At 48.8% G+C, this 22,350-nt stretch carries 25 protein-coding genes, 7 tRNA genes and 1 pseudogene; 24 read left to right on the forward strand and 9 right to left on the reverse strand.

The annotated features are described in order from the left end of the window. Positions 1-108: 108 nt before the first annotated feature. From NI21_RS0103860 to kynU, 5 genes are all read left to right on the forward strand, one after another. A tRNA-Asn gene (locus NI21_RS0103860) sits at positions 109-181 on the forward strand. A gap of 82 nt (positions 182-263) precedes the next feature. Further along, on the forward strand, positions 264-2,186 hold the full coding sequence (locus tag NI21_RS15990) for a sensor domain-containing diguanylate cyclase (protein ID WP_052083896.1): 1,923 nt from the start codon (positions 264-266) through the stop codon (positions 2,184-2,186). A 92-nt stretch (positions 2,187-2,278) separates the two neighbouring features. After that, entirely contained in the window at positions 2,279-3,634 is a 1,356-nt protein-coding gene (locus tag NI21_RS0103870; protein WP_033124941.1) for a helix-turn-helix transcriptional regulator, read from the forward strand. A 160-nt stretch (positions 3,635-3,794) separates the two neighbouring features. Further along, positions 3,795-4,922 carry a hypothetical protein gene (locus NI21_RS0103875; RefSeq protein WP_033124942.1) on the forward strand — a complete coding sequence of 376 codons (1,128 nt, stop codon included), beginning with the start codon at positions 3,795-3,797 and terminating at the stop codon, positions 4,920-4,922. 2 nt (positions 4,923-4,924) lie between these two features. Further along, complete coding sequence (gene kynU, locus NI21_RS0103880) at positions 4,925-6,199, forward strand: kynureninase (protein WP_033124943.1); 1,275 nt, start codon at positions 4,925-4,927, stop codon at positions 6,197-6,199. 22 nt (positions 6,200-6,221) lie between these two features. On the opposite strand, the gene NI21_RS0103885 is transcribed toward kynU, so the two are convergent. The 3 genes from NI21_RS0103885 to NI21_RS0103895 all read right to left on the reverse strand — a co-directional run bounded on the left by NI21_RS0103885 (position 6,222) and on the right by NI21_RS0103895 (position 9,034). Next, positions 6,222-7,349 carry a glycerate kinase gene (locus NI21_RS0103885; protein ID WP_033124944.1) on the reverse strand — a complete coding sequence of 376 codons (1,128 nt, stop codon included), beginning with the start codon at positions 7,347-7,349 and terminating at the stop codon, positions 6,222-6,224. Between the two features lie 95 nt (positions 7,350-7,444). After that, positions 7,445-8,536, reverse strand: a complete 1,092-nt coding sequence (locus NI21_RS0103890; RefSeq protein WP_033124945.1) for a sugar diacid recognition domain-containing protein — start codon at positions 8,534-8,536, stop codon at positions 7,445-7,447. A 75-nt stretch (positions 8,537-8,611) separates the two neighbouring features. Continuing rightward, positions 8,612-9,034: a PaaI family thioesterase gene (locus NI21_RS0103895; RefSeq protein ID WP_033124946.1), complete on the reverse strand. Its 423-nt coding sequence runs from the start codon at positions 9,032-9,034 to the stop codon at positions 8,612-8,614. Between the two features lie 95 nt (positions 9,035-9,129). Between NI21_RS0103895 and NI21_RS0103900 the strand changes: the two are divergent. From NI21_RS0103900 to NI21_RS0103930, 7 genes and pseudogenes are all read left to right on the forward strand, one after another. After that, positions 9,130-9,570, forward strand: a pseudogene (locus NI21_RS0103900) (NAD(P)-dependent oxidoreductase); the annotation flags it as partial. Positions 9,571-9,686: 116 nt separating this feature from the next. After that, a tRNA-Glu gene (locus NI21_RS0103905) sits at positions 9,687-9,758 on the forward strand. A gap of 34 nt (positions 9,759-9,792) precedes the next feature. Beyond that, positions 9,793-9,865 (forward strand) — tRNA-Thr (locus tag NI21_RS0103910). A gap of 27 nt (positions 9,866-9,892) precedes the next feature. Beyond that, a tRNA-Ile gene (locus NI21_RS0103915) sits at positions 9,893-9,966 on the forward strand. A gap of 62 nt (positions 9,967-10,028) precedes the next feature. Further along, a tRNA-Asp gene (locus NI21_RS0103920) sits at positions 10,029-10,102 on the forward strand. A 103-nt stretch (positions 10,103-10,205) separates the two neighbouring features. After that, positions 10,206-10,278: transfer RNA gene (locus NI21_RS0103925), tRNA-Val, on the forward strand. A gap of 23 nt (positions 10,279-10,301) precedes the next feature. Further along, positions 10,302-10,387 (forward strand) — tRNA-Leu (locus NI21_RS0103930). Positions 10,388-10,415: 28 nt separating this feature from the next. On the opposite strand, the gene NI21_RS0103935 is transcribed toward NI21_RS0103930, so the two are convergent. The 5 genes from NI21_RS0103935 to NI21_RS0103955 form a co-directional block, all read right to left on the reverse strand. Further along, positions 10,416-11,489 (reverse strand): site-specific integrase, encoded by a 1,074-nt coding sequence (locus tag NI21_RS0103935; RefSeq protein ID WP_033124947.1) that lies wholly within the window; start codon positions 11,487-11,489, stop codon positions 10,416-10,418. A 179-nt stretch (positions 11,490-11,668) separates the two neighbouring features. After that, complete coding sequence (locus NI21_RS0103940) at positions 11,669-12,376, reverse strand: NYN domain-containing protein (protein ID WP_052083899.1); 708 nt, start codon at positions 12,374-12,376, stop codon at positions 11,669-11,671. A gap of 243 nt (positions 12,377-12,619) precedes the next feature. After that, positions 12,620-13,306 carry a hypothetical protein gene (locus NI21_RS0103945; protein ID WP_242842809.1) on the reverse strand — a complete coding sequence of 229 codons (687 nt, stop codon included), beginning with the start codon at positions 13,304-13,306 and terminating at the stop codon, positions 12,620-12,622. A gap of 65 nt (positions 13,307-13,371) precedes the next feature. Next, complete coding sequence (locus NI21_RS0103950) at positions 13,372-14,112, reverse strand: ImmA/IrrE family metallo-endopeptidase (protein WP_052083901.1); 741 nt, start codon at positions 14,110-14,112, stop codon at positions 13,372-13,374. Positions 14,113-14,127: 15 nt separating this feature from the next. Next, entirely contained in the window at positions 14,128-14,442 is a 315-nt protein-coding gene (locus NI21_RS0103955) for a helix-turn-helix transcriptional regulator (RefSeq protein WP_033124948.1), read from the reverse strand. A 186-nt stretch (positions 14,443-14,628) separates the two neighbouring features. Here NI21_RS0103955 and NI21_RS0103960 point away from each other — a divergent pair, with 186 nt between their 5' ends. Together NI21_RS0103960 and NI21_RS0103965 are read left to right on the forward strand one after the other, a co-directional pair. Then, on the forward strand, positions 14,629-14,826 hold the full coding sequence (locus tag NI21_RS0103960; RefSeq protein ID WP_033124949.1) for a transcriptional regulator: 198 nt from the start codon (positions 14,629-14,631) through the stop codon (positions 14,824-14,826). 112 nt (positions 14,827-14,938) lie between these two features. Next, positions 14,939-15,109, forward strand: a complete 171-nt coding sequence (locus tag NI21_RS0103965) for a hypothetical protein (protein ID WP_033124950.1) — start codon at positions 14,939-14,941, stop codon at positions 15,107-15,109. Between the two features lie 4 nt (positions 15,110-15,113). Here the strand turns inward: NI21_RS0103965 and NI21_RS16280 are convergent, their stop codons facing one another. Beyond that, positions 15,114-15,800 (reverse strand): DUF4145 domain-containing protein, encoded by a 687-nt coding sequence (locus NI21_RS16280; protein WP_033124951.1) that lies wholly within the window; start codon positions 15,798-15,800, stop codon positions 15,114-15,116. Between the two features lie 89 nt (positions 15,801-15,889). On the opposite strand from NI21_RS16280, the gene NI21_RS0103975 reads away from it, so the two are divergent. From NI21_RS0103975 to NI21_RS0104020, 10 genes are all read left to right on the forward strand, one after another. Continuing rightward, positions 15,890-16,135: a hypothetical protein gene (locus NI21_RS0103975; protein WP_033124952.1), complete on the forward strand. Its 246-nt coding sequence runs from the start codon at positions 15,890-15,892 to the stop codon at positions 16,133-16,135. Continuing rightward, positions 16,132-16,320, forward strand: a complete 189-nt coding sequence (locus NI21_RS0103980) for a hypothetical protein (RefSeq protein ID WP_033124953.1) — start codon at positions 16,132-16,134, stop codon at positions 16,318-16,320. Before NI21_RS0103975 ends, NI21_RS0103980 begins: the two co-directional genes overlap by 4 nt. A 14-nt stretch (positions 16,321-16,334) precedes the next feature. After that, the gene (locus tag NI21_RS0103985; RefSeq protein ID WP_033124954.1) at positions 16,335-16,568 is read left to right on the forward strand and encodes a hypothetical protein; all 234 of its coding nucleotides are present in this window, start codon (positions 16,335-16,337) and stop codon (positions 16,566-16,568) included. A 48-nt stretch (positions 16,569-16,616) separates the two neighbouring features. Further along, positions 16,617-17,369, forward strand: a complete 753-nt coding sequence (locus tag NI21_RS0103990; RefSeq protein WP_033124955.1) for a hypothetical protein — start codon at positions 16,617-16,619, stop codon at positions 17,367-17,369. A 1-nt stretch (position 17,370) separates the two neighbouring features. Continuing rightward, a complete protein-coding gene (locus tag NI21_RS0103995; protein ID WP_033124956.1) occupies positions 17,371-17,865 on the forward strand; it encodes a siphovirus Gp157 family protein in 495 nt (164 codons plus the stop codon). Positions 17,866-18,064: 199 nt separating this feature from the next. Continuing rightward, positions 18,065-18,655, forward strand: coding sequence for a hypothetical protein (locus NI21_RS0104000; RefSeq protein ID WP_033124957.1), 591 nt, complete (start codon positions 18,065-18,067; stop codon positions 18,653-18,655). After that, positions 18,655-19,335, forward strand: a complete 681-nt coding sequence (locus tag NI21_RS0104005) for an AAA family ATPase (RefSeq protein WP_033124958.1) — start codon at positions 18,655-18,657, stop codon at positions 19,333-19,335. Before NI21_RS0104000 ends, NI21_RS0104005 begins: the two co-directional genes overlap by 1 nt. Then, a complete protein-coding gene (locus NI21_RS0104010; RefSeq protein WP_033124959.1) occupies positions 19,310-19,912 on the forward strand; it encodes a hypothetical protein in 603 nt (200 codons plus the stop codon). The genes NI21_RS0104005 and NI21_RS0104010 overlap by 26 nt, the downstream gene beginning before the upstream one ends. Next, the gene (locus NI21_RS0104015) at positions 19,890-20,483 is read left to right on the forward strand and encodes a CHC2 zinc finger domain-containing protein (protein ID WP_033124960.1); all 594 of its coding nucleotides are present in this window, start codon (positions 19,890-19,892) and stop codon (positions 20,481-20,483) included. The genes NI21_RS0104010 and NI21_RS0104015 overlap by 23 nt, the downstream gene beginning before the upstream one ends. Next, the gene (locus NI21_RS0104020; RefSeq protein WP_242842810.1) at positions 20,437-22,350 is read left to right on the forward strand and encodes a DUF927 domain-containing protein; all 1,914 of its coding nucleotides are present in this window, start codon (positions 20,437-20,439) and stop codon (positions 22,348-22,350) included. Before NI21_RS0104015 ends, NI21_RS0104020 begins: the two co-directional genes overlap by 47 nt.

Here is a 22,350-nt window from a genome sequence, read left to right on the forward strand (position 1 = left end):
GCTCGAACTTCCTCAAGTGAGTGCAGCGCACGGTTCGGGAAGAAAGATGGAAGATAGATAAGATTTCTTGTATGTGGTTTTGAAGGTACATGTACCTCAATTAAATATTCCTCCTTAGCTCAGTCGGTAGAGCACTCGGCTGTTAACCGAGTTGTCGTTGGTTCGAGTCCAACAGGGGGAGCTGACAGAGTCTTATATTACTGAGGTGATATGAGACTCTTTTTTACTATTGGCGCAAGGAAAGAAGCAAGGGACGTGAACTGATGAAAGTGAGAGAAAAGATAAACTGGGGAAGACCTATGACCGTGACAGCTATACTGATTGCCTTGATCATATCGGTTTCCTGCGGCGTAAGTGCCTGGATCAATCACAGGGAGGAGGAGCGGAGCTTTGAACGTCTCTATGAAGAAGCCGGCGGTATTGCGGACGAGATTGAGTACAATATGAAGAACGACAGGGAAGAGCTGGAAATGATCGCGGCAGTTGTAGCCAGCTATAACGATCTGGGCTCAAAGGAGCTATGGAGCCTTCTGGATTCGTATACAACAATTGGGATGATGTCCAGAGTGGAAATGCTGCTTCCGGACAACACGGTCATAACAAAGGGAGGGCAACGGATAGACGCGGAGGGAAGGCTTTCCTTTTCAGAGGAGGCTTCCCTTGGAGAGCATATTTCAGACCGGGAGACGGATCTGACTGGAGACGAGGAGTATATTGTCAGGCATTATGTGCCAGTAAAGAAGGACAATGAAACGATTGCTATGCTCTATGGTGTGATAGAGCTGGGTACGCTGCCGGACAGTATTGCGAACAAGCCTTATGACGGAGATGCGGCTATTTATGTTATTGATGGAGAGACGGGGGATTTCCTGGTCGATACATGGCATCCCGGCGAGACGGGAAATATATGGGCTCTGGGCGAGCGTAAAATGGCGCCGGGATATGACCAGAAACAGCTGGAGCAGGGACTGATTGATGGAAAAGACGGGTATGTGGTCTTTGTTTCTGCGTCTATTGGGGAGTATCTGTATTTCTGCTACAAACCTATGAATATCAATCAGTGGCGGATTGCGCTGTCCGTGCCAGAAGATGTTGTGTTTCAGAATGCGGACGAGATCAAAGGCGCGCTGAATTATGCCTTTATATTTGAAATTATTTGCTTTATCCTCTATTTCCTCTGGATCAGCCGGTATTTCCGCAGTGTGACAGATGAGAAGCAGCGAAAGCTGGAGACGATCAACTACATGTATGATGTAGAAAACCTGCTTTTTAATGCTCATGAAAAGCAGGAGAATATTGCCACGACCCTGGAAAAGATCGCTCATATCCTGTCGGCAGAGAGAGTATGCTTTTGGATGGTTGGAAGATCCCGGGAGGAAAAGCGGTTTATCTGGCAAAGAGATGAAGGGGCGGCAGACCAGGATTTGAGTACCAGAAAGGAAAAAATTTACAGACTGCTGGAATATTTTGGACAGGGAAACAATGAGTTTGCCGCGTACAGCCCGGAGGAGATTGAAAGGAAGCTGCCTGGCAACAGCCAGGGTATGATGGAAAACATCATCGCTGTTCCAGTGAAGGATCTGGAAGGGCGGATCTGCGGTATCCTGATAGGCTGTAATATGGACAGAAACAAGGCAGATACCGCGTTCCTGGAGAGTGTAAAATTCAGCTTCAGTATGTTCTGTCAAAATCTGGATACGCTTAACGCTGTCAGGGAGTATGGAGAAAGGGATGCGCTGACAGGACTGTACAACAGGAACAAATATGAGGAAGACCTGCCCAAAGTACAGGGGTGCTATGAACATTCTCTGGCATGCGTCTATATTGATGTCAATGGACTGCATGAGCTGAACAACACAAAAGGACATGAGGCTGGCGACATGATGCTTAAGACTGTATCCCGGAAAATAAGAGACAGGTTTGGCGAGGAGTATGCCTACAGGATAGGGGGAGATGAGTTTGTCGTATTTGTGCCTGACCAACCGGAGGAGGTCTCCGGCAGGCTCGCTGAAGAGCTCATCGGATTTCTGAAAGAGGATGGGTACTATATCTCTGTGGGAATCGCATGGGAGGAGAACGGAGCTGTAGACGGCCTGATCAAGACGGCGGAAAGGAAAATGTATATAGAGAAAAAGAAATTCTATGAGCAAGCGGTAAATGACAGAAGGGGCAAGAGTCGCCTGTAGGCAGCTGACTGCGTTTCTTGTTTCAAAATGAAATATATGATAGACTAACTGTTATATTTGTAGCTTGTGGGACAAAAGAGTGGAGTGGTAGAGTGGAAAAGAATTTTGGAGATAGCCTGAAAAAATATCTGAAGCGTTCAGGACTGAAGGAAAAGGACCTTGCTGCTTTTATTAACTATGATATTACATCCATAAGTAAATGGATCAATGGGGCGAAGCTGCCTTCCAGCAGAAACGGCGAAGACATTATCCGGAAGATGGCTAAATGCTTTGCCGATGGGGAAGGGGCTGATCTGTCCGAGGAGGAAGTCGCGGACAGTCTGCGCTCAGCCTGGGAGAAGGATCTTGCCTATCAGGATATGAATGTGCCAGGACTATCCGGGAGTCTGGCTTTTGTAGACGACAGAAGAGCTTTTTTTGATCTGATGAGGAAGATTTTCAGGCAGACAGGCGTGGTCAGAGAAAAGTCTATTGAAATCTGTGCGACCTTTGATGTTCTGAAGCTTCTTGGACATAGATTTTATGAGCTGATCCGCGAGCTCCCATCTCTGGGGATACATTTCATTTCTCTTCAAATGTGTATGGACATGGATGAGGCAGTGGGGGACTATCACTTTTACTGCGAGACTCTACTGAACATGGTGGCCGGATTTGAACGGGCCGAGATTACGATCATACAGAGCGAGAGGGACATGCCAAGGATGCTCATGGTGGGAGACCTGTTCTATGTCCAGATACTCCACATGTCCGGGGATGAGTTTGCTGCCTGCTACAGCGCGGCCAGGGAGATTACGGAAAAATTTGCAAAGATATGCGCGGAAATACTGGAGAGGCCTGATAAGCTTCTGACCTATGCGTCTCCTGAAAATCTGAGAAAGACAAATATTCAGCTGGATTCCTATTCTTCTGAGAGGCAGAGGCTGTTTTTCAACGAGGCACCCGCTATGCTTCTGCCGGACTCTGTCATGGATGAGCTGATCCATGGGACAGAAAACAGAAGCTATCAGGAATATCTCCGGAAATTAAAGCGTGTGTTTCAAAAATACACCTGTAAGGCTCACGTGGATCTGATCCTGTACTCTTCCGTGATCAGCGACTATATCATGACCGGTGAACTGAGCCTTGGCAATGTAGCCCATCAGATGGAGCCGGAGCAGGTGAAAGCACATATCAACTACCTGGCAAGGTGTCTGGAGGAAAATGAGAATTTTCGGCTGTTTGTCTTGAAAGATACCTCCAACATGAGGACGAATTTTCCAAAACCGCCCTCCATTTTTATTGATACAAATGCGGTCACGATTGAGAATTCCCAGAGAAAGCCTAATGAGAACTATCATATCTCTATGTATCCGCAGATGATAGAAATGTTTGCGAATTATTTTGACGATATAAAACAGAAGCCTAACTGTGTGGAGCTGACAGCGGAAGAGCTGCGCAGGTACCTGTAAAAGGATGCTGAGAAAGAGGTTGAACCATTTGAATTCAACCTCTTATTTTTTGCGCAAATTTGACGGTAAATGATGAAAATAAGGTTCAATTGAATGATAATTTCCTGAAGTGTATAGTGAAATTACAAGGACGGAAATAAAATGAAAAAGGAGGTTTCTCATGGAAGGCAACAAAATCAGTATTCCCCAGATTATTGCCATAGGCGGAGCTTTTATGGGATTCGTGATCGGCTCCAGCTTTGCGTCTGGACAGGAATGTATGCAGTATTTCACGGGCCACGGGGTCCTGGGCAGTATTGGTGTTGGCATCATCGCAATGATCCTGTATATCTGGTTTGTCACAGTGATCGTAGAAGACGGAAGACAGCTGAAGCTTCAGAATTCCGGAAAGATGTTTAACTTCTATCTCGGAAAATACCTGGGCTATGTCATGGAGTGGTTTACGCCCATCATGCTTTTCTTCGTGTACTCTACCATGATATCAGGAGCGGGATCGACCTTTGAGGAGTATTACGGGGTAAACGGAAATATAGGGAGGGCGTTTATGATCATCGCCTCACTGGCCACAGTGCTTCTGGGGCTGAACAAGCTCGTCAAGATCGTCGGATACATAGCCCCTGTGCTTCTTGTGGTGACTATGGTGATCGGAGTGATTTCAATTATCAACAACCCGGCAGGTATTGCGGAGGCGGACGAGGTTCTGAAGCATGTGGAGGTCAAAAACACATTTAACAACTGGGCAGTATCCGGTTTTATGTACGGGGCTTACACGGTTACAGGGGTGGTGCCGTACCTGGCGGATATAGGAAAGTCTACGGCGACAAACAAGAAAAATGCTCTTCTGGGAGGATTTTTCGGGGGCGGCGCTTTTCTGATCGCGGTGATGATCCTGAACTTCGGGCTGCTGGCCAATCTGGCAGATGTGTACAATCTGGAGATTCCGTCGCTTTTTGTGGCGGCATCCATCCATCCGGTGTTTGGCACTATCTTTTCTGTCCTGCTGATCGGAGCCATTTACACAACTGCAGTGCCGATGCTTTATACTGTATGTAACAGGGTCTCATCGGATTCAAAGAGTACACCGTACCGGGTGGCGGCGATCGTGACGGCTATTGTCAGTATCTTTGGCGGACAGCTTTCGTTTTCCACTATGATCGGAATTATTTACCCGATTTCCGGGTATGCGGGAATTGTCATTTTTGCGGGAATGATCTACACAAAATATATTAAGAAGAAAAAATATGAAGATTTTGATGAAAATGATGTCATAGGAAAAAGGAGGGCATAAGTATGAGAACGTATGAAGATGGAAGAGAGTTTGCGCAGAAGAAGGATGCGGCGGACGGATTGAAGAAATTTCAGGAGCGCTTCTACAAACAGGAAGGGATTATCTATATGGACGGCAATTCCCTCGGACTTTGCAGCAAGGATGCGGAGGCGAGCCTGATGGAGGCGCTGGATGCGTGGAAGAAGGCAGGAATCGATATCTGGAGCCAGTATGGATATTTTCTCTATCAGGATAAGTTGGGAGAGCTGTGCGCGCCACTTGTGAACGCTGATCCGGACGAGGTGACGATCTGCATGAGCACAACAATGAACGTGCATCAGGCCATTGCCACTTTCTATCATCCCACACCGGAGAGAAATAAGATTATCATGGATGATCTGAACTTTCCTACAGACCGCTATGCGGTGTACAGTAATATACGGGTGCATGGCTATGACCCTGAGGAGTGCCTGAAGGTGGTCAAGAGCCGCGATGGTGAGTATATCTATGAGGACGATGTGATCGAGGCCATGACAGATGATGTGTGTCTTGTGCTTCTCCCCTCTGCCCTCTACAGGAGCGCGCAGCTGATTGATATGAAGAAGATTGCGGATGCGGCTCACGAGAGAGGGATCTATGTAGGATTTGACCTGTGCCACTCCATAGGAGCTGTGCCCCATGACTTCAAGGAGATCCAGCCGGACTTTGCGCTCTGGTGCACCTACAAATACTTAAATGGCGGGCCGGGAGCGATCGCGGGACTGTATATCAACAGGAAGCATTTTGGCATGGAGCCGGGACTTGCGGGCTGGCACGGCAACAAAAAGGATACCCAGTTCAATCTGGAGCAGTATTTTGACCATGCGGAGTATGCCGGAGGCTGGCAGACGGGAACACAGCCTGTTCTGTCCATGGCGCCCCTGGAGGGCAGCCTGAAGATGATCCAGGAGGCGGGGCTTCAGAATTTGAGAGAGAAATCCCTCGACATCACAGAGTATCTGATGTATCTGATCGACACCAAGCTGGCAAAATACGGATTTTCTGTAGGAAATTACAGGGAGGACTACAGGCGCACCGGACATGTGGCTCTGGTACATGAGGATGCCATCCGCATTAATGCGGCTATGAAGGCCCGGGGAGTGATCCCGGATTTCCGGTTCCCGGATGTGATCAGACTTGCACCGGTTCCTCTTTACATATCCTACACAGAGGTTTATGACATGGTGGATATTATCGTGGACATCATGGAGAAGAAAGAATACGAAAATTTTGAAAATAAGCGTGGAACAGTAGCATAAAACGAGGACCAGGTCCTCCGGCTTACAGAAGCCGGAAGACCTGGTTTATTGTCTGTCTGATATTTTCTTTTGCGTTCTCTGGTTTCATAGCTTCTTCCAGTGTGGTGACGCCCCGGACAACGGGGAAGAAGGCGTCGATGCCGGCGTCGTTGCAGGCGGTGGCCTCTCTTGTGACGCTGCCTGCAATGGCAATCACCTTTGCGCCGTGCTTGTGGGCCAGCTTTGCCACGCCAACCGGGGCCTTGCCCATGGCTGTCTGGTGATCCAGACGGCCCTCTCCGGTGATGACCACGTCCGCGCCCTCCAGCTCGTCCTCCAGTCCCACAGCGTTCAGGATCAGGTCAATGCCCGGCGAGAGCTCCGCGCCCAGGAAGGAGAGGAAAGCAAAGCCGAGTCCGCCGGCAGCTCCCGCGCCCGGATACTCCGCGTAGTCGCATCCCAGATCCCGGGAGACTGCCTTTGCATAGTGAGCCATACCCTGATCCAGGGATTCCTTCATCTCATCGGTGACACCCTTCTGGGGGCCGTAGATGTAGGTGGCGCCGTTCTCGCCGCAGAGGGGGTTGTTCACATCGCAGGCGATCCGGAAGTGACATTCCTTCAGGAGGGGATTTTGCCCTTCTGTTTTGACTGAGGCTACCTTTGCCAGGGCCTGTCCGCCCTCGCCGGGGTCATTGCCGTCCGCGTCTGCAAAGGAGAAGCCCAGAGCCTTGAGCATGCCGATCCCTCCATCGTTGGTGGCGCTCCCGCCGATGCCAATGATAAAATTTCGGCAGCCTTTCTCCACCGCGTTCAGGATCATCTCCCCCACGCCGTAGGTGGAAGCGCGCAGAGGGTCTTTCTCCGCATCGGTTACAAGGGTGATGCCGGCCGCGGCTGCCATCTCGATGATGGCGGTCTGGCTGTCAGGCAGGTAGCCGTAGTAGCAGTCCACAGGCTTGCCAAGGGGACCGGTGGCAGTCATTTCCACCTTTTCTCCGTTCATTCCCTCGATGAGGGCGTCTGTGGTTCCTTCACCTCCGTCCGCCAGCGGCTTTACGGCGATCTGCGTGTCCGGCTTTGCCAGGAGTATGCCTTCTTTGGCCGCGTTCCCGGCCTCCATGGAAGAGAGGCTTCCCTTGAACGAGTCTATTGCAGCAACAACTTTCATTAGAAATTCCTCCTTATTCTGATCTGTTATTCTTAGTCTATCATCTTTCCTTTGTTATAGAAATAGAATTTATGACAAAAAAGAGAAAAAATATGTTATGTATAACAATAATTGGCCTTTAAGGCCAGATAGAGAACAGCGGCGTCCCGGAACCTGCGGGGATTGAGGCCGCAGAGCCGGTGGATTCGGTTCAGCCGGTATTGGACCGTATTTTTGTGGAGAAAGAGAGCCTGGCAGGTGTCCGCAAGGGACTGATCCTTCTCAAAATAGGTTTCCAGGAGCCGCAGGTCGTCGCCGGAGAGGGCGGACAGAACCTTTTCCAGAAAGAGCTTCAGGTTTTCCCGACTGATACCGGACAGCAGGACTTCCAGTGTCAGGTCATCAAAGAGAGAAAAGGACTCCCCGCTTCCAAGCGCCTCCAGCGCGATGCGGGCTGTGGCCAGGGAGCGGGGCAGATCCTCAAGGGGGACAGAGGAGCCGGCTCCCGCCAGGAGAGCAGAAGAGTGGGCTGCGTGGAACTGCTTCAGTTTTTCACGGAACAGCTCCAGATCCCTGTCATTGATAAGGACACGGAAGAAGGAGGGATACTGATAGCCATAGAGACAGCCGGGCATCTCGTCCAGCAGCCGGGCTACATTGCTTTCCAGGCCGGATAGGCTCTCCTTTTCCGGATACCGCAGCCTGAGCAGCAGCATCCGCTTGGAGGAGGACGGGTCTATATGGAACTGCTTCAGCTCCTCAAGAAGCTCGGGAAGGCCATCGGAAAAGCGCTGTCTGTCCTCCTCCAAAAGAAGGTCCAGGAGATAATTTTTCTTCTCGGCCAGGGAGCGGGCTCTGGCGCCGATCTCCTGCTCCCGGAGGATGAGGAGAGTGATCCGCTCCGCCAGGTGGGCGAAGGCGCGTACCTTCTCCGGATCCCCGCTGATGCCGATGACCGCGGCCAGAACACCGCCTCGAAAGACGGGAATGTTCACACCCTTCTTCGTGCCGGGAAGGAGATCGTCCTGCTCCACCTCCAGAGTCTCTCCACGGGCGATGACCTGCCTCCCGCCCTCGTGGACAGTGCCGATCCGCGCCGGATCCGTGCTGGCGATGACAAGGCCTCTGTCATTGATAAAATTGATGTCGTAGCCGCAGACCTCCTTGACGGTGTCCGCAATCTGCTGCGCAGTCTTCTTGTGGATCATATGGTGTACTCCTTTTTTGCTCCGCGTTTTACTTCTATATCTTACCGTGAAATATGAAATGCCGGCTCACAGGCTCTAACCGGCATTTTCCGGGAAGAGGGGTTTGCTTAATGGCATGTAGGTGAAAATACCCTGGGCCAGCAGGCTGTCCTGGTCATCATATACGGTGACCTCGTAGACGAGGAGACGCTTTCCTCTCTTGATGGCCCGGGCCCTTCCGGTTAGACGTGAGGTCTGAAGACCGGCCCGCAGAAAGTGAAAGCTGCTGTCCACCGTGGCGATATGCATGCCGCAGGAGCTGGCCGCGGCGCCGCCCACGGCATCAGCCAGAGTATAGAGGCATCCGCCGTGAACCGAGCCGCCCGGGTTCAGGTAGTCGGATGTGACAGGAAGCTCTGCCTCCGCCTCACCGTCCCGTATGGCTGTGATGGTCAGCCCCAAGTGGCGGGCAAAGGGGTTGGTGCTGTTCCGCAGCTCTCTGAGTCTCTCATAATCCATGGTCATCTCTCCTTTGGAATTGAAAAATTTATATTTTTTAATCTAAATTAGTTATAACCGCAATACAGGGGAATGTCAACGCGGGATTTGTGGGGGTTCTAGCCAACGACGCATATCCCAATGAGGCCGGAAGGCAGATCGCAGAGTACGTGGACAAGGAGGAACTCTTTGCCAGGTCGGATGTGATCGCGCTCCACTGTCCTCTCTTCCCTGAGACGGAGGGGATCGTCTGCAAAGAAAATATTGAGAAGATGAAGGACGGCGTCATCATTCTGAACAACTCCAGAGGGCCCCTTGTGAAGGAGCAGGATCTGGCGGACACGCTGAACAGCGGGAAGGTCTATGCGGCCGGGCTGGACGTGGTTTCCACAGAGCCCATCCGGGGAGATAATCCGCTTCTTCAGGCAAAGAACTGTATCATAACGCCCCATATGTCCTGGGGAGCGAAGGAGAGCCGCCAGCGTCTGATGGATATAGCAGTCTCCAACCTGAAAGCATTTCTGGAGGGACAGCCTCAGAATGTGGTAAATGGCTAGATGAAAAAAGAGACGAAAAATTAAAAAAAATCTTGCAAATAGCAGGATGGTATGCTATCATATAAAACGGTCACTTGAGGAATTGCTGTGCGCATTTTTGACAAGTGACTGTTTACGGCTCCGTGGTCAAGAGGTTAAGACATCGCCCTTTCACGGCGGTAACACGGGTTCGATTCCCGTCGGAGTCATTAGCGCGTCAACTGTAAGGTTTGCGTTAAGTGCGCCGATGTGGCTCAATTGGCAGAGCAGCTGATTTGTAATCAGCAGGTTATCGGTTCGAGTCCGATCATCGGCTTTAGTCCTTTAAGGGACTGATAATTTTGGACCTTTAGCTCAGTTGGTTAGAGCAACCGGCTCATAACCGGTCGGTCCTGGGTTCGAGTCCCCGAAGGTCCATCGAGTACAGAAGTGCCTGGGATAAGGGCACTGAGTGCTCAGAATATATTACAATAGAATTTGGCCCAGTGGCTCAGTTGGTTAGAGCGCCGCCCTGTCACGGCGGAGGTCGAGAGTTCGAGTCTCTTCTGGGTCGTTAGCTTAGGCACTTGCCGAGGCCTTTTCGAGGCTGGTGTTAAGCTGCAACCTGCTGGCTTAGCGAGGTTTTTCACGAACTTAGCAGCGCGGTTGTTTCATCTGGGATCTTAGCTCAGCTGGGAGAGCATCTGCCTTACAAGCAGAGGGTCATAGGTTCGAGCCCTATAGGTCCCACTTATCTCATACATATGAGATATGCCGCAGTGGCGGAACTGGCAGACGCACAGGACTTAAAATCCTGCGGGACTAACCTCCCGTACCGGTTCGATTCCGGTCTGCGGCATTAAAAAACCCTTGATTTTTCAAGGGTTTTATTTTTTTATGTTGTATTTCGTGTTGCATATACTTTCAAAATGTGAGTTTGTCAGAGCTGACATTTCTTTTGATTTTTCTTCCATTGCGTGTCTGTATACTGCTTTCAGTACACCGTCATTTCCCCATCCACCCCGCTGCATTATATAGGCATCCGGAACTCCGATGGCATGCTGGATACTTGCTGAGTAATGTCTTAGATCGTGGAAGCGGAAGTGGGGCAGGCCGGCTCTTTTGAGGATGTACTTAAATCTGTCTGTGATCTGGTTCGGAGTAAGTTCTACAATGCGGCCTTTCTTTCCCCTAAATCTATTTGTGACGAAATCAGGAAAATCTATATATCGGTTTCCGGCATATGATTTTGGTTCCTTCTCAATCCAGGTATTGTCGGTTGTCCGAACCATATTCCGTTGGACATGGACCAGAGAGCCTTGGATATCTTCTGCACGCAATGCACAAATCTCTCCTCTGCGCATAGGCCCGAATGCTGCGAGAAGGATTGGAAGCTCCATTTCTGTTCCGGCAACGGTGTCGAGCAGTTTTTTGACATCCTGGTCTGAAGGAATGTACAATTCCACTTTTTTCTTCTTGGGGAGAGAGGTGTTAAGCGCAAACTCTGGCCGGTATGCCCTCAGAACGGCGGAAATCAGCCCGTGAATGTTTCGGATTGTCTTAGGTGATAAATGTACCGCCTCAAGGTTTACCGCCCTTTGTACGTCCTCCTGCGTGATCCTGTCGATGGGTATGGGCATGAGAGACTGGATATAGTTCTTCCGTGTGCATTTGTAGTCCATGATCGTCCTGGGGGATAGGACATTCTCCCTGGAATAGATATATTCATCCAGTGCTGTCCCGAACGAGACAGAACATTTCGAAGATGTTTCTTTGTCTGCCGCCCAGGAAGCGGCCATCTGCTCGCATTTCCGTTTCCCTGCAGGCCCAGGGGTAGAACATGTGAATGATCGGTATATTCGCTTCTTTTTGATAGTTCCGTCCTTCTGTGGTATCTCCTCCGTGTGGGAGTATACTTGACATCTCCATGATCCAGACGGTAGTTTCTTTGCTGTTGCCATATCATCATCTCCTTTTGGGGTACAAAAATAACAGCCAGCATGAAACATCTGTTCCGCTTGCGCTGTTTCCAGGAAGATGATAGAATGATTTTTGAGGGAGCCGTATTAATTACGGCTGCGAGGCTCTTCCTGGAGTCTTGCATATAGCCGCTCGGTATTGGTAGTACCGGGCGGTTTTCTTATTTCAGTTCTTCTTGTTTTTTTCTGTATAACGTAGGAGTACGTATACCATCTATATGTTCGAAGAGATCATCTTTAATAGTCGATCGCATTGGATCAAGTATGAAATCAATTCCTTCTCGACGAGCCTGCTTTGCGGCTGGAACAAAATCGCTATCTCCGGATATCAAAATAATTTGGGTTACTTGGTGCTTAAAAACAAGAGAAGATATATCAACGCCTATTCTCATATCAACACCTTTTTGCTCTATATTGAGTTGGAGATCACTAAGAGTTATATCTGTTAAATTAATATCTCCTCTCAAAAGTTTTTTTGTGGGATCAGGTTTTAGAGAGTATTGTACTTGAGTGTCATTGATACGCCCCATCCGGAGAGCAAATTTTCGGTGATGTTTCAATTCTTTTAAAAATTCTGTCATCCAAGAATATTCAGGTGTCGCTTCAAGAGAGGTTGTTTTTTGTGTTATTGGGTTATAAATGTTTTTACCTATTGGGGGACAATCATAATAAAAAACCCTATATAAATATCGATTCTCATATTTGTCTTGCAGATGTTTATAGCAATAGTCATTAAGCTCATTAGCCCGTTCTGCAGGAGTTTTATTTCCCCATAAAGCTTTTGCACGTTTGCGATAAAACCCACCGTCTACTAATATTGCCGTGCGAATTTGGTGCCTTTCAAATTTTCTTTTGTTTTCATTATCCATATTTTTCTCCTTAAATAAAAATACCCCAAGTTTCGTCGATTCCCTTATGGTGGGAGGACTACAGCTAGGGGTATGTTAATGCTTTGTAACTATCTGTTACATCTTTATATTATTCCCCTTGCAAGAAAAAATCAACACTTTTTAAAAAATAATTTGATTAATTTTTTGTAAAGTTGTATAATAAAAAAGCTGTTTATATAGCATTCCGTCCCGGTGTTGGCGCACCGGGGCGGTTTTTATTTATTATTCGCCAACTGGTACAAGTTGTATGGATGTACCAGATATGCTCAATGTTTCGCCTTCTGGTAAAACGGCATTATTAAACTGAGTAATTCCAAATCCATCATTTCCCATTACTTCATTGAGACCGCCTTCAAACATATTAGATGACGATACATTCCCAGAACCTCCAGTTGCTACGATAGTATAGGTTCCAGCAGGAAAATCTGTCCCAGAAGTATAGTTACCAGCTTGAAGATCTACGGGTGTTCCAGAAGCTTCTCCACGAGCTGTAACATTGCCTGTCTGAGCATCTTCAGCTACGAGATGGATTACAACATTCCCTCCAACGCTTAAAGTGACATTTTCATCCATTGCCAATCCGTTAAAAGATTGCTGGGAAATACCATCATTTTCAGCTCCCATCACTTCGTTTAACCCGCCATTATACATATTGCTAGATGAAACATTTCCTGATCCGGATGTAGCAGTAATATTATATGTTCCAACTGGAACATCTTTCCCTGCTATGTAATTTCCAGCAGACAGATCAATCTCGTAATGTTCTTTCACGGGTTCTTGTGACTCTGCCGACGCATCTTGCGTTGCACCATCACCAGATGTATCTGTGGTATCAGAAGAACCACCGCATGCGGTAACGGATGTGGCAAGCATGCCAACAAGTAATAAAGTTACAATTTTCTTTCTCATAAAAACCTCTCTTTCATCCTTGGTATTGAGAAGCCGTCTATTATATAAACGCCAGAGCGGTTATATCAAATATCATATAGCCATGATTGCTCCATAGCCCGAAGGCGCCGCCCGTCTTCCGGGAAGTCCCTGAAATAATCTATATGCCCTAATTTCCGTGCAGGGCTCCGGTCAGCAAATGGAATTTCGCACATGTGACAGTGGCTATCGCGGGAATTGTACAAAATCCTTCCGCAGAAGTCACATTTCTTTTTGCTCCACACGAAACACTTCTGATCTGGGTTATAGAACTGCGCATACATGGCCTTGTCAAGAATAGTCATTTTATGAGTAACAACTTTTCGGTGCCATTTCCGATAATCAATATAGGCGTTGTCAGCTGCCTCAAAAGACATCCCAAATAGCTTTGCTACATCATTCGCATTTTTGCACTGGGCATAGTGTATAGCCATTCTCGGAGCGAGAATGTAACTGGCAAACGCATTGGCTGCCTTTTCATTCTGGTCAGACGGATATGTATGCCCTAAAACATGGTGTCCAAGCTCGTGCATCAGTGAAAATCTTATACGTCCCTCCGGTCTATCCGTGTTATAGGCTACAACCTTTGAAATCCCAGAGCGAAAGGCATCCTCGGAATAATCCAGACAAAGAACGTATAGTTCTGGGTTCTTTTGCTGAAGTTCCTTATAAGTGAAGAGACGATATCCATAGTGGATAAGTAGCTCTTCGCAATCGATAGGAAATGAATGCACATTACACTCATGAAACACTTCAATGGTAGCTGAGACTATTCTGTTGTTATCCAAAAAATCAGTCCTTCACTAATCTATTTCGGACAAAAGTTTGATCAAGCGCATTTTCTGTTCAGTAGAAAATTCTTTTCCATTACGGGCGAGGAGCTGCTCTACTTCCTCATAGGATGGCTCTTGAGATTTTTGCTGAGGAATATCGTCAAAATCATCTAAGCTACATCCTAAAACCCGTGCAATGGCTTTTAAGGTTTCCAATTTAGGATCCTTTGTTACTCCAGATAAAATTTTATCAAGAGTTCCCTTGGGAACACCGGATTTTTCGGCCAATTCCGCCGTTGTCATACCAAGTTTCCTTTTATATTCCTCGATTATTTCAAGTCCCATCCGTTCTCCCTCCTTTATAAGTAGAATATAGCACCGTTGACGGATATAGTCAAGAAATATATTTCCGTCAAAAGCTACAAAATAATAATTAACGGAAAAAAAGTGCGTAAAATCCATTGACAATAGTAATTAACGGATATATAATGCAAGCACAATAACCATTAACGGAAAGGAAGGAGTGGTTTAATGTACAGGGTACTAAAGGGAGAAATGGTAAAAGCAGATATCAGCATCCATGACTTGGCTATGAAAATCGGCATTACTGAAAGAAGTCTGAGGAACAAAATCAACGGAGTTACTGCTTTTACTTGGACGGAGGTACTTAAAATTAGGTCAATTGTTTCTCCCGATATGTCATTGGAAGACCTGTTTGAAGTTGCCTAACACAAACAAATGTTCGATAAATTTACTATAGCATTTCCATATACGGAAATCAACTGGTAATTATCGTAATGCAGATGAGGTGTCCTATAAAAAGGACAAGGAGGTGAGGAAGATGGTAAGACCAAGAGGGACTGACTCGGCAAAGGTCATTCAAGTTATTCAAACAAAGTCCCTACGTGGAGAAGGGACGCAGCAGGATTTATGCAGGATTGTTACTCAATACTGGGATTTCGATGGAAATTTACTTGCTGAGAATGATCCGTGTGCAAAAGAAAAAGAGTAGTTTCCTACCCTTTATCCTTTTGAGATTGCATGTCTTGATCAAGTTCAAGAACATCTTTATACAGTTGTTCCTGCTCATGACGTTCGATGTACCATTGGCGAATTAGAAGTTCAATAATGGAAATTAATTTTTGTGCATCTTCTGGTTCGATATCAATGATCAAATTTACATCAGCTTCAGGGTGAGCGCCAATGTTACCTATGCGTCGAATGCTATTAAGAATTTTCCATTGTGATGCTGGTACTTTATCTTGCAGAGCATCTATTTCATCTACCAAACGCTTTTTGTCAGTGATCTTCCAAAAATCACGGATCATACCTTGGAGGCATCTTCGTGAAAGTGTGGCAGAAGCTTTGGGGCTAAGAGATACTATTGCACAGGCTTCCTCGTAATCTTGACGGATAGATTCTGGAATATAAGACGGGAATTGTATAGCAAGAGAAGATGGGCGAACATGTATGTTTTTAACATCTTCGACAGAACTCCCGACTCCGTTAAGTATGATTGAATATTGTTTGCAATTAGGACATTCGTAAAAATCAATTTTTAAGCAGGATTTGTTGTAACAGATTTTATAATCGGCATTTCGATAAACGCCATGTTGACTGTCAAACGAAGGATATAAAGTTTTGTTGGTATCTTGTGAGATTGGCATTACCATTGAGCAATACGGACATTTAAAGCCAGGCATATTATCATTCCTTTCATCATTTGATAGGAAGATTATACCAGATACCGGCAACCCGGACAATCCGGAAAGCTATGAAGGAGGTGAGGTAGATGCCAAAAGTTAATCTCGGCACACAGGTGTTGGATGACCGGTACAGGCGCACTATGAGTCATGTATTGGTTGATACGCCAACCAAGAAGTTGTGTAAGGTTCTGGGAATAAGTGAGAGTTGTCTGTATGACAGGAAGAGGCGGCCGGAATTTGCGACACTGAGAGAGCTGAGGATACTGCGACAGACAGGACGGGTTACAGATGAACAGATACTTGATTTTATTAGGGAGGGCCCGGACAGATGAGGAAGGGAAAGATCAAGCGGCACCGCCGCAGGGCGAAGATAAGAGCTGCCGCCTGGAGACTGGCTGCCGGGGCCTATGACCTGGCCGTGGATGCCTGGTGGCTGTATATAGGCATGGCACCGATTACTGTTCCGCTGACCATGTTGCTGATCGGCGGGGCGCTGTATAAGCTGCTGGGATGGTGAAGGAGGTGAGGACGATGAAAGTTATCATGGACGACAAAGAGTTCAAGGAATATCTCGAACATCAGCGTTCCAACATGGAAATTGTTGAATTTATGGGACATGACGTGAAGGAGCGTATCGGCATCCTGTTTGACATGCTGACAATTACAGCGGGGATGAGCCGAGAATTTGCGTTCACGGCCAGCCAACTGGAGCAGTTGCTTGAAATGGCAAAAGAAGAGCGCCCACATATGCCCGGTAAGGCGTAGGCGCTTAGAAAATTAACCACTTACATTTTAGCAGAAAGGAAAAGAAAAGTGAAGAAGTTTGAGTTAACAAGTGAGTTTGTCACAAATATTTTTGGAATAAAATTGTTCCGCATCAAGGCTTTGGTGGAGTTTGGGGGCGTTGAAGTCGGAGAACTTGGCGGATACATAGAGAAAGAAGAGAACCTTGACCATGATGGTACTGCGTGGGTCTACGGCGATGCGAGGGTCTACGGCAATGCGGAGGTCTACGGCGATGCGAGGGTCTGCGGCAATGCGGAGGTCTACGGCGATGCGAGGGTCTGCGGCAATGCGAGGGTCTGCGGCGATGCGTGGGTCTCCGGCAATGCGTGGGTCTCCGGCAATGCGGAGGTCTGCGGCAATGCGTGGGTCTACGGCGATGCGAGGGTCTACGGCGATGCGAGGGTCTGCGGCAATGCGAGGGTCTGCGGCGATGCGTGGGTCTCCGGCAATGCGGAGGTCTGCGGCAATGCGTGGGTCTACGGCGATGCGAGGGTCTACGGCGATGCGAGGGTCTACGGCGATGCGGAGGTCTACGGCGATGCGTGGGTCTGCGGCGATGCGGATTACGTCTATGCACACGGTTTCGGTTCCGTTAATCGTACAACTACTTTCTTCCGGCTCAAGGACGGCGGAGTAGGAGTAAGATGTGGATGCTTTTATGGGACGCTGGGCCAGTTTCGGGAAAAAGTGCAGGAGACGCACGGAGATGGAAAACTGGCGCAGGAGTACCTGATGCTGGCGGATCTGATGGAATTAAGATTTACGAAGGAGGAAGGATAGGATGCGATTATACGAACTTGCAGAACAGTGGGATGCTGTTTTTAACATGATGGAGGACGGAGAGACAGATGAGCAGGTGATCCTTGACACTCTGGAGAGTATCGAAGGGGAGATTGAGGACAAGGCTGACAACTATGCCAAGATAATCCGTAACCTGCAGGCCAGCGTTGATGCGCTGAAAGCGGAAGAGGAGCGGCTGTATCAGCGGCGCAAGTCTACCGAGAACCATATCCAAAGGCTGAAGGACAACCTGCAGGCCAATTTGGAGTTCATCGGGAAGACCAAGTTTAAGACGGACCTATTCAGCTTTTCCGTGTCCAAGAATGGCGGGAAACAGCCGCTTTCTATTACGGACAACCTGGATGAAATCCCGGGCAAGTACCTGATACCCCAGCCGCCCAAGGTGAATAATGACGCTGTCCGGGAGCTCCTCAAAGAGAAGACCGTTGACTGGGCGCACCTGGAGCCCTATGGCCGGCACTTAAATATCCGGTAACCGCCTATGGATGAGAAGAAAGCGCAGGGGATCGCGCCGTACCGGATGGGACAGCTTGTCAAGGCTGCCGGCAGCATAGCCGAGTAATTGACAAACGGGAAGTATATTTACAGCCCTACATACCATGAGTGTGAGATCTGTCTGGAGCTGGTATTGGAAGCGGTCAAGAAATGTAAGAACGAGTACAGGAGGAAATAGGATGTTTTTGAATAAGACCATGTTTAAGAAGTGGGTCAAATCGGCCTATCAGCATAACGGATTAGTAGTAGGCCGAGTTTACGGTGGACTGGTGCTGTCCGGTGCAAACTGGGTAACCTGGACACAGGATGGATACGTGCCTAACTGGCTGAAGGCGGCCATCATGGAGCATGTCGGAGAACTGCCGGGAGCCGGGAAGGTGTTCCGGGCGAAAAAGGATGAGGTGAGCCAGTACGAAGTGTCTGACAATCCTTATCTGAACCTGCCGGAGAGATGGAAGGAGGCAAAGGTGCCGTTTGTGGTCACACCGATCATCTATGATACCAGGTGGAAACACTATAGGTTACTCCAGTGCAGGGATACAGGCGGGATCGTCCCTGTCCCAAGTGGCTGCTATGACATCATTGATGTTCGAGAGCTGGAAACAGACGGTCGTCCAATGGGACCGTCCGCACGGACAGACAGAGGAGATGTCCTGATCTGGAAGAACGAAAACGCTGCGTTGGCGGTATGTCGGGTCGATGTATCAGAGGCCGGGCTGCCCGTCCTGGAGGTCCTTGCAGGCCTGGAGTACGAGGAGGTGCCGATGTAATGGGAGTACCAGTACTTATCATCGGGAAATCCGGGTCCGGGAAGAGCCGGAGCATGAAGTCCTGCGTGGGAAAGGATTTTGGTGTGATCCGGGTTCTAAATAAGCCGCTTCCCTTCCGGGGGAAGCTCCCGGGAAATGTCTGCAGTGACTACGGAAAGATCAAGGCAGCCATCAAGAGTAAGCAGTGGCCGAAGTCTATCGTGATCGATGACGCAGGCTACCTGATCACGGGGCAGTTCATGGACGGCCACAGTACTACTGGGAAAGGAAATGCGGTCTTTGGGCTGTATAACCAGCTGGCAGATGACTTCTACCGTCTGGTCCAGTCTGTTGCCGAAGCGCCGGAGGACAGGATCGTCTACATTATGATGCATGAGGATACCAATGAGTTTGGAGACATCAAACCCAAGACCATAGGGAAACTCCTGGACGAAAAGGTCTGCCTGGAGGGAATGTTTACGGTTGTACTCCGGGCGGTAAAAGGAGAGCGGTATGTATTTGTTACCCAGTCCAGGGACGGGGCGGTGAGCAAGTCGCCGGATGACATGTTTCCGGAAATTGAAATTGACAATGATCTCCTGTACGTGGACAACACGATCCGGGAGTATTACGGGATTGAAAACCCGAAAAACAAAGAAAGCGAGGAAAAAGTAAATGATAACAAAACCACAGGGATATGATGAGGCACCGGCCTATACCGGTGAATTTATGCAGCTGCCGGCAGGACTCTATGTATGTGAGATCCTGGGGGTAAAGCAGGAAGAGTATAACGGCCATGACCGTTTTGTCATGCAGTTTGACATTGCGGACGGAGAGCACAAAGGATTTTACCAGAAACAGTATAATGCGGAAAAGGCGACCAACCAGAACGCCAAGTATAAGGGCGTTCACAGGCAGTACATGGACAGCAACAGCCTTCCATTCTTTAAGGGGCTGATGACCAGCGTGGAGCGTTCCAATCAGGGCTTTCACTTCCCGTGGGGAACCCAGGGGAATGAGAAGACACTTGTGGGAAAGAAATTCGGAGCCGTTATGGGCCGTGAGGAATTTCTGACCGCGGACGGAGAGAAGCGCATGGCTACAAAGATCGTGCAGATCCGCAGCATTGACGGCCTGAAGGATGCCAAAGTACCAGAGGACAAGCTGCTGGATGATGTACCTGCAGCAAGCGCACCAGCACCACAGCAGGGCGCGGCAAGCGAGGACGGATTTATGAATATTCCGGACGGTATCGATGAAGAGCTACCATTTATGTAAGGAAGACTATGAGGAAGTAAAGCAGAGACTGAGCATGAGGCAGGTGGCGGAACACTATGGCCGCAAAGTCAAGCGGGATGGGACCTGCCTCTGCCCCTTCCATAACGACACACATCCAAGCATGAAGATTTATCCGGATGACAAAGGATTCTATTGCTGGGTGTGTCAGAAGGGAGGGGATGTGATCAAGTTTGTGGCTCTTCTGTATGGGCTGAAAAACGAGGAAGCCTGTAAGCGTCTGATTGACGATTTTTCGCTTCCTATCCATATTAGTGACCTTACCTATAAGGAAAAGCGGGAGCGGCAGAAGCAGCGGGAACGTGAAAAGGAGCTGAGAAGGTTCCGGGAGGATGCCTACTCTGTCCTGAAAGGATACTGGCTCCTGCTGACAGAAGCGACGCTTGATTGCATGGACTGGCATTTTGAGGAGGCCCTGCAGGAGCTTCCTGTTGTAGAGTACCGTCTGCAGTGCTTACGGGAATGTCCCGAGGAATATTTTGCAGACAGAGAGGCGGTGAGACGGCTTGGAGAAATCCAGAGACGAATTGCTGGATGGTATGACAGACCTTAGCCTGGCGGAGCCATTCCCGGATGAGGTCTTTTATAAAATATTTGAGATTGAGGATCACGTGGAGCGCACGCAGTTTGTGGAGGCGCTGAAAAATAAGGCCAGAGAGATGGGCCGGGCGAAAGAGTTTACCAACGTGCTGAAATCCTTTTTTGTAGATTACCAGCAGCGGATGATGGAGCATGGAAATACAACTCAGTTCACAGGGCAGCCAGAAGAGCTCCAGTGTGGGGCCTGGCGTGCCACGGATCTGGGCGTGACTATGCAGAAGTTTGATGGACGTGGGATGCCCGTGCAGATTACAGCCTGTATGCACCCGATCCTTCCCATTGAGATCCTCAAAAACGTGGATACGGGAGAGGAAAGGGTAAAGATTGCCTATTTTAAATACGGCGCCTGGAACCAGGTAACGGTCAACCGGGAAGTGTGTGCGGATCACACCAGCATCGTGAAGGTACTGAGTAAGATCGGCATTGATGTGACCAGTGAGAATGCAAAATTCCTGGTGCGGTACATAAATGACTGCATCGGCATGAACCCGGCCAAGCTGGAACCGAAGCGTTCCATCAACCGGCTGGGCTGGTGCGGGGCAGAGTTTATGCCCTATGCGGACGATATCGTCTATGACGGGGACAAGGAGTATGATCCCATCTTCCGAAATATCCGTGAGAGCGGGAGTTTTGCCGTCTGGAAGGAGCACTGTGCCGGCCTGCGGAAAAACAAGATCAACCGGCTGGCCTTTGCCGCCAGCTTTGGCAGCGCACTGATCGAACCACTTCGAATTCTGCCATTTGTGTTCCATGTATGGAGCGGAGAGTCCGGGACAGGAAAGACAGTGGCCATCATGGCAGCTATGTCTATCTGGGGCAATCCGAAGATGGGCGGGCTGGTGAAGACTATGAACACTACCAAGGTGGGGATCATGCGCACGTCTGCCTTCCTTTATTCATTGCCCTACGCGGGAGACGAGCTGCAGACCATGAAGGATAAATGGACCACCAATTTTGACCAGCTGATCTACCAGATCACAGAAGGAATTGACCGGGGCCGGGGCCGGGCATCCGGCGGCGTGGAGGAGACAAAGACCTGGCATAACAGCTACTTGTTTACCGGGGAGGAACCTATCACAAAGTCCAACAGCCGGGCTGGTTCCAAGAACCGTGTCATAGAGATTGAGGTGGAGGAGAAACTCATTGAGGATGGTAATTATACCGTTTCCCTGCTGACAGAGAATTACGGACATGTCGGGAAGAAACTGGTGACGTATCTGCAGGGGGCGGATGAGGGACAACTTAGAGAAGAGTATAAGAAATACTTTGATGCCATGTGTAAGCTGGATACCACGGAAAAACAGGCAATGGCCATGTCCTGCATCATGGTGGCGGACCATATACTTGTGGATCAGATCTTTACGGATGAGGAACCTCTCCAGGTGAATGATGTGAAAGGATATCTGCGCAGCGCAAAAGAGGTGGATGTCTCGGAACGATCCTACCAGATGGTATTGAACTGGATTGCAAAGAACCCGATCCGCTTCCAGAACCCGAATGGTGATGACCAGATCAACAAGGGAGAGGTATGGGGCCGGATCGATGCCGATGATGACCACCCGGAAATCCCTCCGGTGGCCGTGATCAATAAAGATGTGCTGTGTGACTTCCTGGAAAAGAGCGGATACGATTATGCGGCGGTGAGCAAGAAGTGGGCGGCCAAGGACCGCCTGGTGAAAAACTCACAAGGGAAATTTGTCCACCAGACCAGGGTATACGGTATGAAGGCAAGCTATATCAAGCTGCGGATGGAGCCGGAGACAGACGGGGAAGGCTTCATGGACCTGGAAGATACGGAAGTGAAACTTCCATTTGAGTAA

The sequence above is a fragment of the Eubacterium sp. ER2 genome (genome assembly GCF_000765215.1).
Taxonomy (GTDB): Bacteria; Bacillota; Clostridia; order Lachnospirales; family Lachnospiraceae; genus Claveliimonas; species Claveliimonas intestinigallinarum.

Excerpts from the sequence above, each read along its gene's own strand:
- NI21_RS15990 (WP_052083896.1), top strand. The coding sequence starts at position 264 with ATGAAAGTGAGAGAAAAGATAAACTGGGGAAGACCTATGACCGTGACA.
- NI21_RS0103875 (WP_033124942.1), top strand. The coding sequence starts at position 3,795 with ATGGAAGGCAACAAAATCAGTATTCCCCAGATTATTGCCATAGGCGGA.
- kynU (WP_033124943.1), top strand. The coding sequence starts at position 4,925 with ATGAGAACGTATGAAGATGGAAGAGAGTTTGCGCAGAAGAAGGATGCG.
- NI21_RS0103885 (WP_033124944.1), bottom strand. The coding sequence starts at position 7,349 with ATGAAAGTTGTTGCTGCAATAGACTCGTTCAAGGGAAGCCTCTCTTCC.
- NI21_RS0103890 (WP_033124945.1), bottom strand. The coding sequence starts at position 8,536 with ATGATCCACAAGAAGACTGCGCAGCAGATTGCGGACACCGTCAAGGAG.
- NI21_RS0103895 (WP_033124946.1), bottom strand. The coding sequence starts at position 9,034 with ATGGATTATGAGAGACTCAGAGAGCTGCGGAACAGCACCAACCCCTTT.
- NI21_RS0103935 (WP_033124947.1), bottom strand. The coding sequence starts at position 11,489 with ATGGCAACAGCAAAGAAACTACCGTCTGGATCATGGAGATGTCAAGTA.
- NI21_RS0103940 (WP_052083899.1), bottom strand. The coding sequence starts at position 12,376 with ATGGATAATGAAAACAAAAGAAAATTTGAAAGGCACCAAATTCGCACG.
- NI21_RS0103945 (WP_242842809.1), bottom strand. The coding sequence starts at position 13,306 with ATGAGAAAGAAAATTGTAACTTTATTACTTGTTGGCATGCTTGCCACA.
- NI21_RS0103955 (WP_033124948.1), bottom strand. The coding sequence starts at position 14,442 with ATGGGACTTGAAATAATCGAGGAATATAAAAGGAAACTTGGTATGACA.
- NI21_RS0103960 (WP_033124949.1), top strand. The coding sequence starts at position 14,629 with ATGTACAGGGTACTAAAGGGAGAAATGGTAAAAGCAGATATCAGCATC.
- NI21_RS0103965 (WP_033124950.1), top strand. The coding sequence starts at position 14,939 with ATGGTAAGACCAAGAGGGACTGACTCGGCAAAGGTCATTCAAGTTATT.
- NI21_RS16280 (WP_033124951.1), bottom strand. The coding sequence starts at position 15,800 with ATGCCTGGCTTTAAATGTCCGTATTGCTCAATGGTAATGCCAATCTCA.
- NI21_RS0103975 (WP_033124952.1), top strand. The coding sequence starts at position 15,890 with ATGCCAAAAGTTAATCTCGGCACACAGGTGTTGGATGACCGGTACAGG.
- NI21_RS0103980 (WP_033124953.1), top strand. The coding sequence starts at position 16,132 with ATGAGGAAGGGAAAGATCAAGCGGCACCGCCGCAGGGCGAAGATAAGA.
- NI21_RS0103985 (WP_033124954.1), top strand. The coding sequence starts at position 16,335 with ATGAAAGTTATCATGGACGACAAAGAGTTCAAGGAATATCTCGAACAT.
- NI21_RS0103995 (WP_033124956.1), top strand. The coding sequence starts at position 17,371 with ATGCGATTATACGAACTTGCAGAACAGTGGGATGCTGTTTTTAACATG.
- NI21_RS0104000 (WP_033124957.1), top strand. The coding sequence starts at position 18,065 with ATGTTTTTGAATAAGACCATGTTTAAGAAGTGGGTCAAATCGGCCTAT.
- NI21_RS0104005 (WP_033124958.1), top strand. The coding sequence starts at position 18,655 with ATGGGAGTACCAGTACTTATCATCGGGAAATCCGGGTCCGGGAAGAGC.
- NI21_RS0104010 (WP_033124959.1), top strand. The coding sequence starts at position 19,310 with ATGATAACAAAACCACAGGGATATGATGAGGCACCGGCCTATACCGGT.
- NI21_RS0104015 (WP_033124960.1), top strand. The coding sequence starts at position 19,890 with ATGAAGAGCTACCATTTATGTAAGGAAGACTATGAGGAAGTAAAGCAG.